We start from the raw sequence: 12,615 nt of genomic DNA, 5'->3' as shown, positions 1-12,615 counted from the left end.
GTACGAATGTGCTACTTGGTTCTTTTAATATAGTACTCGCCACAAATAAAAAGTCGCATAAGACTCCCAATTAGCCCAGTTTGCCGCGAAATCTTTTATTTCATTTTTTGTCGGTTTATTTTCGGAACCTGTTATAAATTTAATTGCATTATGCAGACCAACATCATCAATTGGAAAAGCCGAAGGAAATCTTAAACAACGCATTAAAACATAGTTGGCAGTCCATGGTCCTATACCATGGATAGCAGTTAATTGTTTCTCAGCAACCTTTACATCTTGTGTTTGCAGTAAATCCTCTTTTGATAATTTTCTCTCTGTAATAAGCTTCGCAATACCGATTAAATATTCACATTTTCTAGTCGTCATTTTTAATTGTTGAAGATTTTCTACATGTAGATTTGCAATTGTTTCAGGTGATGGGAATATCCAATGTTTTCTACCGTCCCATTCTACATAACTTCCAAATTGCTCAACTAATCTCCTTTTTAGTGTATAAGCATATGTTAGGTTAATTTGTTGACCGATAATTCCCCAGGAAAGTGCCTCAAATAAGTCTGGAATGCCTAAAGTACGAAGGCCATAATATTGTTCAATTGGTCCTTGAAGGAGTAAATCATGTTTAGCTAATGTATAAAATGGGGCTAAATCAGTAGTTAAATCAAACCATTCTTTTACATAGTTAACTACAGCTTCACGTATCGATTTTTCAGATGTATATGGTTCTTCTAAACAACGTATTTGAATATTCCCATCTGTATTCACACTAATTTCAACTAAAGGATTTACATCTTGAACAGGGATAACTTTATAAATTTTGTTATCTTCAATATGGAACATACATTCATTGTTAGAGCGTGATAGATAACGTAAATTTTCTTGGAAACAAAATTCTTTTGGAACTGCTATAGATAATGCGCTATTATATTCTGCTGTCATATGAATTCCACCTGCAACTTTTCTAATGTAAGCAATTTTTTCTTCATTTCTAATCCACCCCTAAATCCGGTTAGTTTCCCATTCTTCCCAATAACGCGGTGACAAGGAATGGTAATAAGAAGAGGGTTAGCAGCAATAGCAGAAGCAACGGCGCGCACAGCTTTAGGTTTTTGAATTCTTTCAGCAATTTCTGTATAAGAATATGTCTTTCCATAAGGAATTTCACGTACCATATTCCAAACAGATAATTGAAAATTAGTTCCATAAGCATCGATAGGAAATGTAAAAGTTTCTCGCTTGTTTTCTAAATACTCGATAACTTCTTGCGTATATATTTGCAAGTAACCTGGACTATGGGTCAATATATGTTGGGGCAGTTTTTTTCTAGCCCATATATTTAATTCTTCAAAGTTTTCGTCTTGTGATCCAATGAAACATAGTCCATTTTCAGTTGCAGCAATATGAAATCGCCAATTTTTATGTGTAAGTAGCGTCCAATATATATAATTATTTTTGTAGGAATTCATTATCGTATCCCTCTTTCATTTCGTTCTTTTTTCGATATTCAGTAGGAGTAAATCCGGTTTTCTTTTTAAATAAAGTTGCGAAATACTCTGGGTTTTCTATCCCGACAGCAGTACTAATTTCTTTAATAGATTGATTTGTGTGTAAAAGGTATTCGGTTGCTTTAAGAACCCTGAATTGTTGTATATATTCTATAGGAGTTAACCCTATTATTCTTTTGAAAGTACGTTGTAAATGAAAAGGGCTACCGTGACACATTTCCGCAAGCATGTCGAGAGTTAAGGATTCGTCATAATGCTTTTCGATATAGTCTTTAATTTGTTCTACCCACTCTTCATTAGGTAAAGTGATCCCATTTGGCTTACAACGTTTGCACGGGCGAAAGTTCTCACTTAATGCTTGCTCTGCATGATGAAAAATTCGTACATTGTTTCTATTCGGTATTCTTGATTTGCATGATGGTCTGCAAAAGATTCCAGTTGATTTCACAGCATAAAAGAATTTGCTATCATAGGAAGAATCATTATGAATAATTGCTTGCCAATACTCATTTGTTAATGTAACTCCTTCATTGTGCATAGAACATCACCTCTGAAATTAGTATAACCTGAATAAAGTGCGTATGTATGTATTCATAAATGTAAGAGCAAGATTACAAAGGTGAAAATATGATTGTTTTCTATTTTGTGATAGCATGAAATTTGGAAATAAACATCAAGAGGAGGACTATAAATGAAGTTAATTTCATGGAATGTAAATGGTTTGCGAGCTGTTATCGCAAAAGGTGGATTTTTGGAATATCTTGAGGAATCAAGTGCTGACATATTTTGTCTACAAGAGATTAAATTACAAGAAGGGCAAATTGATTTAAATTTAGAGGGATATTATACATACTGGAATTATGCTGTGAAAAAAGGATATTCAGGAACTGCTATTTTTTCGAAAAAAGAACCGCTTTCAGTTACATATGGTTTAGGCATTGAAGAGCATGATCAAGAAGGGCGACTTATTACTTTAGAATTCGAAGATTTTTACATGATAACGTTATATACACCAAATTCAAAACGTGGATTAGAACGATTAGATTACAGAATGAAATGGGAAGATGATTTCAGGTCCTATATCAAACGATTAGATGAGAAGAAACCAGTTATTTTTTGTGGAGACTTAAATGTTGCTCATAAAGAAATCGATTTGAAAAATCCGAAAAGTAATCGTGAAAATCCTGGATTCTCTGATGAGGAACGAGAGAAATTTTCATGTATTTTAGAAGAAGGATTTATTGATACATATCGTTACCTTTATCCTAATCAAGAAGGTGCATACTCGTGGTGGTCGTATCGTATGGGCGCGAGAGCGAAAAATATCGGATGGCGTTTAGATTATTTTGTTGTTTCGGAAAGAATGAAAGACCAAATAACAGAAGCGAAAATTAATAGTGAAGTAATGGGGTCAGACCATTGTCCAGTTGAATTACATATAAATTTCTAAAAAAAAAGAAGTATCTCCCTAATATTAGGGAGATACTTCTTTTTTTAATTCAGTTTGTTAAAATTTTTCAAATCATTCTTGAAATAATTTCATATTAAATATATACTTAGTAACGATAATCATTATCAGTGAAAATGATTATCAAGTGATGAAGGCGTAAAAGAATTATAGTCTAGGGGAAGTGAACGGGAATGAGTTCTGGATAAAATTATTAATCTAATGAAATATATATATGGGACAAGGTTCATATAGTTAAATTTTATTGAGAATATAGTTTGAAAATTCGAGAGGAGACATATAAAGATGAACAAGAAATTATTTACTTTAGGGATGGTTACAGTTTTAAGTGTAGGTTTAGCGGCATGTAATAGTGCGGATAAAACTTCAGGCGAGCAAAAACAACAGACAAAAGCTACGGAAACGAAAAAAGATGAAAAACGAAAAATCACATATTTAGGTAAAGAGTATACAGTGCCAGCAAAAGTAGATAAAATTGCGACAGCTAGTTTAGAGTCAATGGAAGATGCGGCAGTACTTGGAATTAAACCAGTTGGTGCCATTACTGTAGGTGGTAAATTACCAAAATATCTTGAAAAAGAGTTAGAAGGTGCTAAATCTGTTGGTGAGAAAATGCAACCCAATTTCGAAACATTACTACAATTAAAACCAGATGTTATTACATCGAGTACGAAATTCCCAGCAGAAACAGCTGAAAAGTTTACGAAAGTAGCTCCTACATTCCCGGTATCACACGTTTCAACAAATTGGGAAGATAACTTAAAGTTAATGGGAGAATTAACTGGTAAAAAAGATAAAGCCGAAAAAATTATTAAGGATTACAATTCGGACGCTGAAAAAGCAAAAGCAAAACTAGGAGATAAGTTAAAAGATAAAAAAGTACTTGTCATAAGACTAAGAGCAAACGAATTATTCCTATATCCAGAAGGAGTATACTTCAATCCTGTAATTTATAAAGATCTTGGACTAACTGCTCCAGAACAATTGAAAACTGTAAAAGCACAAGAGAAAATTTCATTTGAAAAACTTGCTGAACTTAACCCAGATTATATTTTCTTACAATATGAGGCAAGTGAAAATAAAAACCCGAAAGTGTTAGAAGAAATTGAAAGTAATCCAATTTGGCAAAGTATGAATGCTGCGAAGGAAAAGAAAGTATTTGTAAATGTTGTAGATCCAATGGCACAAGGTGGTACAGCTTGGAGTAAAACAGCATTCTTAAAAGAAGTCGTGAAAAATTTATCTAAATAATACAATAAGTAAGGTGCGTTGAATGATATGCAGAAAACAAATGCAGTACCAGTAACTATATTATGTATAGCACCCATACTCATCTTATTTACAATTATACTTTCGATTTTGTATGGGGCAAAAAGTATTGACGCTGAAACAGTGTGGAACGCATTATTTCATTTTGATTCAAGCGATGTAAATCATAATATTATTATTACTTCACGTTTACCAAGGGTAGTTGCAGCTCTTTTAGTCGGAGCATTTCTAGCCATATCAGGAGCACTTATGCAGGGGATGACAAGAAACTATCTTGCATCCCCTTCTATTATGGGTGTGACGGATGGCGCTGCCTTTGTTATTACACTTAGCATGATTTTTCTTCCGGGAATGTCATCAATTGGTATGGTTGTATGTTCAATGATTGGTTCTGCACTAGGAGCCGGTATCGTGTTTGGTTTTGGTTCGCTCCTTCAAAATGGCTTATCACCAGTTAGGTTAGCGATTATAGGAACAGTTATTGGAACATTTTTAAGTAGTGTATCGGCTGCAATGGCTTCGTATTTCCAAATTTCTCAAAATGTTAGTTTTTGGTTTAATGCAAAGTTAGATCAAGTAGATCCCAATATCATTAAAATCACGATACCGTTTGGGATAATTGGAATAATTTTAGCATTGTTAATATCAAAATCTATTACCATTCTTTCATTAGGCGAAGAGGTTTCTATTAATTTAGGGCAACGTACAAAACTAGTTAAAGCGATGGCAATTTTATCGGTAATTTTCTTAACAGGAACAGCAGTTGCTTTAGTGGGGAAAGTTGGTTTTGTAGGTTTAATTATTCCGCACATTACGCGCTTTATAATTGGGGTAGATTATAAGTGGATTTTGCCATGTGCAGGTGTTATTGGTGGCGTTTTCTTAGCGTTATGTGACGTTTTGAGTAGATTTGTAAACTATCCATTTGAAACACCTATTGGAGTCGTTACCTCTTTAATTGGAATTCCTTTCTTCCTTTATTTAATCCGTACTAGAGGAGGAGAGAGACATGCTTAAAAGTTCAAGTCAACGTTTCGGAATGACGATGGGGATTATTATATTTTTAATACTATGTGCTATTTATATTAGTTTAACAAATGGTACGTTCGACATTACGATTACAGATGTATTTAAAACACTGTTTAGAATTGATCCAGTACCAGAACATGATTTAGTTATTTTTGAGTTTCGCCTTCCGCGCATCGTAATTGCTGGATTAGTAGGATTAGGCCTTGGTGTTGCGGGTGCCGTTATTCAAGGGATTACGAGAAATGGGTTGGCGGACCCAGGTATTTTAGGCGTAAATGCCGGAGCAGGAACAGCGATTGTCATTTTTATGTTTTTCTTTCAAGGGCAATTAAAAAGCACAGACTGGGTTTCTATTATGATGATGCCAATGTTTGGTTTAGTAGGCGGATTAGGTGCAGCTATCATCATTTATCTGTTTTCTTGGAAAAACGGTAAATTAGATTCGCAGCGACTTTTATTAACAGGGATTGCAATTGGATCAGGATTTGGAGCCTTTTCTATGTACTTATCACTCAAAATGAAGTCAACTGATTTTGAAATGGCCGCAGTGTGGGTGTCTGGAAGCATATATAGTGCAAACTGGAAGTATATTGTGGCTATGTTACCATGGCTTATTATCTTAATTCCGCTTATACAAAAGAAAGCTTATTTATTAGATTTATTTCAATTGGAAGAAACGAGTATTACAAGTTTAGGTGTTTCAGTAGAAAGAGAGAAATCGATTTTACTATTAAGTAGTATCGGGCTTGTGAGCGCATGTGTTGCTGTTTCAGGGAGTATCGGTTTTATTGGCTTAATGGCACCGCATATAGCGAAAAGGCTTGTCGGTATTCAACATAAGTATATAATTCCTACGTGCGGCGTAATCGGAATGTTTCTTGTAATTGCTTCAGACTTTATTGCGAAAACAGTTTTTACACCTGTAGAGCTACCAGTGGGAATCGTTATTTCTATTGTCGGTGTACCGTATTTCTTATATTTACTTTATAAGGCGAAAGCGTAAGAGGAGGAATAAAAGTGAGTATTTTAAGTGCAAAAAATTTAGAAACAAGTTATGAAAAGCTTACAGTGTTTCGCGATTTAAATGTGGAAATACAAGAAGGAAAAGTAACGACAATTATAGGTCCAAACGGTTGCGGTAAATCGACATTGTTAAAAACAATGGGAAGAATTTTAAAACAAAAAAGCGGTAAAATATATTTGCAAGGACAGGATTTACATACAATTCCAACGAAAGAAATTGCGAAGCAGTTAGCTTTACTCCCGCAAACTCCAATTGCACCAGGTGAGCTTAAAGTGGAAGAATTAATTTCTTATGGACGCTATCCACATCGAAATAACGTAAATAAGTTAACGACAAAAGATAAAGAAATGATTGATTGGGCATTAGATATAACGAAAACTTCTGAATTTCGAACGAGACAAATTGCAAATTTATCAGGTGGTCAAAGACAAAAGGTATGGCTAGCGATGGCATTAGCACAAGAGACAGAAGTGTTGCTATTAGATGAGCCAACTACATACCTTGATATGTCTCATCAATTAGATGTATTACAAATTGTGGAGAAGTTAAATAAAGAACATAATTGTACGGTTGTTATGGTATTACATGATATTAACCATGCATCAAGGTTTTCAGATGAAATTATTGCAATGAAGGAAGGCGAAATTGTTACAACTGGTAGCCCAGAAGAAATCATTACAAATGAAGTGTTAAAAGAAGTATTTCATATTGATGCGCGTGTCATGATTGATCCGTATAACGGGGCTCCTGTTTGTTTCGGTTATGATAGCGTTGTATCTCAAGAAGAAAAAATCGAAATATATGTAACAAGTTAAAAAGGGGGGGATAGGGTGAATACTACAGTTGAAAAACAGCAGATTATAACATCTAATACAGAGCAGTGGAAAATGTATTCAAAATTAGAAGGTAAGGAATATCAAATTCATATTTCAAAGCCGAAGCAACCAGCACCGGATTCAGGATATCCTGTCATTTACGTATTAGATGGCAATGCCTTTTTTCAAACATTTCATGAAGCAGTTAAAATACAATCAGTAAGAGCGGAAAAAACCGGTGTTTCACCAGCTATTATAGTAGGAGTGGGTTATCCAATTGAAGGCGCATTTTCAGGGGAAGAAAGGTGCTATGATTTTACGCCTAGCGTAATTTCAAAAGATGCCCCTTTAAAACCAGACGGTAAACCGTGGCCTAAAACAGGAGGAGCACATAATTTCTTTACTTTTATTGAAGAAGAACTGAAACCACAAATTGAAAAGAATTTTGAGATTGATAAAGGTAAGCAAACTTTATTTGGGCATTCTTTAGGTGGCCTATTCGCTTTGCATATACTATTTACAAACTTGAATGCTTTTCAAAATTATTTTATTAGTAGTCCATCTATATGGTGGAATAATAAATCCGTTCTTGAAAAAGAAGAGAACCTTATAATTGAATTAAACAATGCTAAGTTTGAAACAGGAGTGTTCCTTACAGTTGGATCACTTGAACGAGAGCATATGGTTGTAGGTGCAAATGAATTATCAGAGCGCCTTCTCCAAGTAAACCACGATAAACTTAAATTTAAGTTTTATGAAGCTGAAGGGGAGAATCATGCATCTGTTGTGCCGACGTCTTTAAGTAAAGGATTGAGGTTTATTAGTTACGTATAGGAAAAAAGGTTATGGATGAAACATTCCATAACCTTTTTTAATGTGTAGAATTGTCCTTTTCGAAAGTTTTGTTTCAACTTTTCGTCTAAAGAGACAAAAAGTTGTCACAATTCGGTCACAATTAGCATAAACATAAAATAGACGAAATGAACTTATTTCCAAAAGGCTTGGTTTATTACAATCAGGATTCGTAGAGCTGAAAAACCATGGATGAAAAGTTCACTATATTCCCAAGGAGGTAGATCGTATGAAAACAATTCTTGCTATCGCTGGACTTATTTGGGTTCTATCACATGGCATTCCAATTTATGAAGGAGAACAAATTCGCAGTGCTCTAAATAAAAATTTTAATGAATATCATATCATTGATCGGCAAGATAATGTTGTGACAGTTCGAGTAAATGACTGTTTTCATACGGTAACCGTTGAAGGAACTTCAGTAGTGAATGATACAAAAGTATGTGATCAGCAATAATTATATATGGAAAGAAAAAATTCTCGGGTTAAATATCTGAAAATTTAAATTAAAACATTATAGACGAAGAATAAGCGGGGGCGGGTAATCCCCGCTTATTCTTGTTTCACTTTATTGAATTTTGATGAGAGATATAATGATTTTTTGACAAAAAGGAAAGGGTATACTGAAAATTGAGATTAAGAAGCTAATGCGTTGTTAAGAATAATCATAAAGTGTAAATATACTCTTATGGGGTATCATGCGTAGATATTTAATGCTATAATTGGTATACTCATAAAAAACAATTGTTTTATTGGATGAAGAGAAACTTTAAGAAGGTGATAATATGGATCATAAAGAGCATGAAGCAGTAACACATAGATCAGAAAAAGAAAAAGAACAGATTATAAATAGATTAAAGAGAATTGAAGGACAGGTCCGCGGTATTCAAAACATGATTGAAAATGATCGTTATTGCGTAGATATTTTAGTGCAAATTTCAGCGATTAATGCAGCGATGAAAAAAGTAGGAATGGGCGTTCTCAAAAATCATACGAGTCATTGTGTTTCAGGAGCTATTAAAAATGGAAATGGTGACGAAGCAATTGAAGAATTAATGACAGTATTTGAACGTTTTTCAAAAGCGTAAAAACAAGCTAGTATTTAACTGGCTTGTTTTTTTGTTTACCCTCATATTGGATTTGGGTGTATTGTAGTGAAAAAGTGTGTGTAAAATAAACTTTTAGAAAATAATTGAAAAATCATGATACAAAACCATTGATTACCTTAGGGGGGTATGGTAAGATGTAATTGTGATTAACAAACAATGAATAAACAAGAGGAGGATTTTAAATGGAACAGTTAACATTACAGGTTGAAGGTATGTCTTGTGGACATTGTGTAAATGCTATCGAAAGCAGTGTGAAAGAGCTAAACGGTGTTGAACAAGTGAAGGTTCAATTAGCAGAAGGAACTGTTGAAGTTACTATCGACTCGTCTGCTGTCACATTAAAAGATATCGTTGCTGTAATCGAAGATCAAGGATACGATGTTCAATAATTATTTTTAGATATGAAAATAAATCGTACTTTAAATGAAGTACGATTTATTTTGCTAATCATTATACCTCATAAGGGTATATAGAGGTGAGAGACATGAATGAAAAAAAAGAGGCCAATCTTCAAATATCAGGAATGACATGTGCGGCATGTGCAAATAGAATTGAAAAAGGTCTAAAAAAAGTAGAAGGTGTTCATGAGGCAAATGTAAATTTTGCGCTTGAAAAAACAAAAATAATGTACGATCCAACTAAAACAAATCCGCAACAATTTAAAGAAAAAGTTGAATCATTAGGATATGGAATTGTAAGTGATAAAGCTGAATTTACTGTTTCAGGAATGACATGTGCAGCATGTGCAAATAGAGTTGAAAAGCGTTTAAATAAGTTAGATGGTGTGAACAAGGCGACAGTAAATTTTGCTTTAGAATCAGCCACAGTAGACTTTAACCCTGATGAAGTTAATGTAAATGAAATGAAGAGCGCGATTACGAAGCTAGGATATAAATTAGAAGTGAAACCAGATGATCAAGATGCATCAACTGATCATCGATTACAAGAAATTGAAAGACAAAAGAAGAAGTTTATTATTTCGTTTATTTTATCTTTCCCATTATTGTGGGCAATGGTTAGTCATTTCTCATTTACGTCATTTATTTATTTACCGGATATGTTAATGAACCCTTGGGTGCAACTAGCACTTGCAACTCCTGTTCAATTTATCATTGGTGGACAGTTTTATGTTGGGGCTTATAAAGCGTTACGCAATAAAAGTGCTAATATGGACGTTCTCGTGGCGCTTGGAACGTCGGCCGCGTACTTCTATAGTGTATATTTAAGTATTCAATCTATTGGTTCTTCGGAACATATGACAGATTTATATTTTGAAACGAGTGCGGTACTTATTACATTAATTATTTTAGGTAAATTATTTGAAGCGAAAGCAAAAGGGCGCTCATCAGAAGCAATTAAAAAATTGATGGGTTTACAAGCGAAGACAGCTACAGTTGTGCGAGATGGAACAGAAATAAAAATTTTGATTGAAGAAGTAGTAGCTGGTGATATCGTCTATGTAAAGCCTGGTGAAAAAATACCAGTAGATGGTGAGATTGTAGAAGGAAAGTCAGCAATTGATGAATCGATGTTAACGGGTGAAAGTATTCCTGTTGATAAGTCAATTGGGGATGTAGTAATAGGTTCGACAATAAATAAAAATGGATTTTTAAAAGTGAAAGCAACTAAGGTAGGAAGAGATACTGCATTAGCTCAAATTATTAAAGTAGTAGAAGAGGCACAAGGTTCAAAAGCTCCTATTCAAAGGGTAGCAGATCAAATTTCAGGTATTTTCGTACCGGTTGTAGTTGTGATTGCGATTATCACATTTGCAGTATGGATGATATTTGTTACACCTGGTGATTTTGGCGGAGCACTTGAGAAAATGATAGCAGTACTTGTTATTGCTTGTCCATGTGCATTAGGTCTTGCAACGCCTACATCTATTATGGCAGGATCAGGAAGATCGGCTGAGTATGGTATTTTATTTAAAGGTGGAGAGCATTTAGAAGCAACGCACCGATTAGATACGGTTATTCTAGATAAAACGGGTACAGTGACAAATGGGAAGCCGGTATTAACAGATGTAATTGTAGCAGATGGATTCAATGAAAATGAACTGCTTAGATTAGTAGGGGCAGCAGAAAGAAATTCTGAACATCCGCTTGCAGAAGCGATTGTAGAAGGAATTAAAGAAAAGAAAATTGATATCCAAAGTTCAGAAACGTTTGAAGCGATTCCGGGATTTGGTATCGAATCAGTTGTAGAAGGAAAACACTTATTAATTGGTACACGTCGATTAATGAAGAAATTCAATATTGATATTGAAGAAGTTTCTAAATCAATGGAAGCGCTAGAACGAGAAGGAAAAACAGCAATGCTTATTGCAATCGATAAAGAATATGCTGGTATAGTTGCCGTTGCAGATACTGTGAAAGATACTTCAAAAGCAGCTATCGCAAGACTGAAAAAAATGGGTCTAGACGTTGTGATGATTACAGGAGATAATACACAAACTGCTCAGGCAATTGCAAAGCAAGTTGGTATTGATCACGTAATTGCAGAAGTATTGCCAGAAGGAAAAGCAGAAGAAGTGAAAAAACTGCAAGCAAATGGTAAGAAAGTAGCGATGGTTGGAGACGGGATAAATGATGCTCCTGCTCTTGCTACAGCGAACATTGGTATGGCAATTGGAACGGGAACGGATGTAGCGATGGAAGCAGCGGATATAACGTTAATCCGCGGTGACTTAAATAGTATTGCTGATGCGATATTTATGAGTAAAATGACGATAAGAAATATTAAACAAAATTTATTCTGGGCATTAGCTTATAACGCGTTAGGAATTCCAATTGCGGCATTAGGTTTCTTAGCCCCTTGGGTTGCTGGAGCAGCGATGGCATTTAGTTCTGTATCCGTTGTATTAAATGCATTACGATTACAAAGAGTTAAATTAAAACCTTAAAAAGCTACATTAAGTAATTGAATAGAATTAAAAAACAATACTTGAATAAGTATTGTTTTTTTGTTCGTATAGAAATTAAAACGATATAATAAAGCAGAAATATAGAATCGTATGTAGTAGAAAAGTTAAGAGGTAGTTTGGTAAGGAGACTTATATATGTTAAAAGATATTATAATTAGAACATTCCAGAAAAAAGATTTAGATCAAGTATTACAATTGTTCTATGAAACAGTTCATACGGTTAATGCAAAAGATTATAATGAGTTACAGCTACAGGCGTGGGCACCGGAGCGACTAGATAGAGAAAATTGGTTACAGTCTTTAGAAAAGAATATTAGCTATGTAGCGGATCATAAAGGTATGATTGTGGGGTTTGGGGATTATAACGATGATCGTTACGTAGATCGTTTATTTACGCATAAAGATTATCAAGGGAAAAGAGTCGCTTCATACATACTACAGAAGTTAGAAAAAGAAGCAGTGAACTTGGGACATAGGGAGATATATACAGAGGCGAGCATTACCGCAAAACCTTTTTTTGAAAGTAAAGATTTTATTTGCATAAAAGAACAAAAGAAACAGCATAATGGTCAGATTTTTATTAATTATGTTATGAAAAAATATCCTTCTCATAAATGAGAA

General features: G+C 34.3%; 14 protein-coding genes. 11 read left to right on the top strand and 3 right to left on the bottom strand.

Annotated features, from left to right (window positions below; all coding sequences use genetic code 11):
- Positions 1 to 24: 24 nt before the first annotated feature.
- From BLT20_RS19180 to BLT20_RS19170, 3 genes are read right to left on the bottom strand one after another with little or no spacing between them, the layout of a single operon-like run.
- A complete protein-coding gene (locus BLT20_RS19180; protein ID WP_000123504.1) occupies positions 25 to 936 on the bottom strand; it encodes a DNA glycosylase in 912 nt (303 codons plus the stop codon).
- Positions 933 to 1,463 (bottom strand): methylated-DNA--[protein]-cysteine S-methyltransferase, encoded by a 531-nt coding sequence (locus BLT20_RS19175; protein ID WP_001089841.1) that lies wholly within the window; start codon positions 1,461 to 1,463, stop codon positions 933 to 935. Before BLT20_RS19175 ends, BLT20_RS19180 begins: the two co-directional genes overlap by 4 nt.
- Positions 1,444 to 2,040 carry a bifunctional transcriptional activator/DNA repair enzyme AdaA gene (locus BLT20_RS19170; protein WP_000551322.1) on the bottom strand — a complete coding sequence of 199 codons (597 nt, stop codon included), beginning with the start codon at positions 2,038 to 2,040 and terminating at the stop codon, positions 1,444 to 1,446. Before BLT20_RS19170 ends, BLT20_RS19175 begins: the two co-directional genes overlap by 20 nt.
- A 153-nt stretch (positions 2,041 to 2,193) precedes the next feature.
- Between BLT20_RS19170 and BLT20_RS19165 the strand changes: the two genes are divergently transcribed.
- From BLT20_RS19165 to BLT20_RS19110, 11 genes are all read left to right on the top strand, one after another.
- On the top strand, positions 2,194 to 2,952 hold the full coding sequence (locus BLT20_RS19165; RefSeq protein WP_000767620.1) for an exodeoxyribonuclease III: 759 nt from the start codon (positions 2,194 to 2,196) through the stop codon (positions 2,950 to 2,952).
- Between the two features lie 303 nt (positions 2,953 to 3,255).
- On the top strand, positions 3,256 to 4,221 hold the full coding sequence (locus tag BLT20_RS19155; RefSeq protein WP_001035507.1) for an iron-hydroxamate ABC transporter substrate-binding protein: 966 nt from the start codon (positions 3,256 to 3,258) through the stop codon (positions 4,219 to 4,221).
- 27 nt (positions 4,222 to 4,248) lie between these two features.
- Positions 4,249 to 5,256 (top strand): FecCD family ABC transporter permease, encoded by a 1,008-nt coding sequence (locus tag BLT20_RS19150; RefSeq protein ID WP_001173042.1) that lies wholly within the window; start codon positions 4,249 to 4,251, stop codon positions 5,254 to 5,256.
- Positions 5,249 to 6,271 carry a FecCD family ABC transporter permease gene (locus BLT20_RS19145; RefSeq protein WP_000920450.1) on the top strand — a complete coding sequence of 341 codons (1,023 nt, stop codon included), beginning with the start codon at positions 5,249 to 5,251 and terminating at the stop codon, positions 6,269 to 6,271. The genes BLT20_RS19150 and BLT20_RS19145 overlap by 8 nt, the downstream gene beginning before the upstream one ends.
- Before the next feature lie 14 nt (positions 6,272 to 6,285).
- Positions 6,286 to 7,107 carry an ABC transporter ATP-binding protein gene (locus BLT20_RS19140; protein WP_000025755.1) on the top strand — a complete coding sequence of 274 codons (822 nt, stop codon included), beginning with the start codon at positions 6,286 to 6,288 and terminating at the stop codon, positions 7,105 to 7,107.
- A 15-nt stretch (positions 7,108 to 7,122) separates the two neighbouring features.
- A complete protein-coding gene (locus tag BLT20_RS19135) occupies positions 7,123 to 7,941 on the top strand; it encodes an alpha/beta hydrolase (RefSeq protein WP_001098699.1) in 819 nt (272 codons plus the stop codon).
- Between the two features lie 247 nt (positions 7,942 to 8,188).
- Entirely contained in the window at positions 8,189 to 8,416 is a 228-nt protein-coding gene (locus tag BLT20_RS19130; protein ID WP_000849103.1) for a hypothetical protein, read from the top strand.
- 328 nt (positions 8,417 to 8,744) lie between these two features.
- Positions 8,745 to 9,047, top strand: a complete 303-nt coding sequence (locus BLT20_RS19125) for a metal-sensing transcriptional repressor (RefSeq protein ID WP_000349637.1) — start codon at positions 8,745 to 8,747, stop codon at positions 9,045 to 9,047.
- 203 nt (positions 9,048 to 9,250) lie between these two features.
- Positions 9,251 to 9,457 carry a copper chaperone CopZ gene (gene copZ / locus BLT20_RS19120; RefSeq protein WP_000436973.1) on the top strand — a complete coding sequence of 69 codons (207 nt, stop codon included), beginning with the start codon at positions 9,251 to 9,253 and terminating at the stop codon, positions 9,455 to 9,457.
- Between the two features lie 95 nt (positions 9,458 to 9,552).
- Complete coding sequence (locus BLT20_RS19115; protein WP_001003179.1) at positions 9,553 to 11,973, top strand: heavy metal translocating P-type ATPase; 2,421 nt, start codon at positions 9,553 to 9,555, stop codon at positions 11,971 to 11,973.
- 156 nt (positions 11,974 to 12,129) lie between these two features.
- The gene (locus tag BLT20_RS19110) at positions 12,130 to 12,612 is read left to right on the top strand and encodes a GNAT family N-acetyltransferase (protein ID WP_000910167.1); all 483 of its coding nucleotides are present in this window, start codon (positions 12,130 to 12,132) and stop codon (positions 12,610 to 12,612) included.
- Positions 12,613 to 12,615 lie beyond the last annotated feature (3 nt).

The organism is Bacillus sp. cl96, assembly GCF_900100505.1.
Lineage (GTDB): Bacteria > Bacillota > Bacilli > Bacillales > Bacillaceae_G > Bacillus_A > Bacillus_A cereus.
This window is presented reverse-complemented; position numbering and strand designations above follow the sequence as displayed.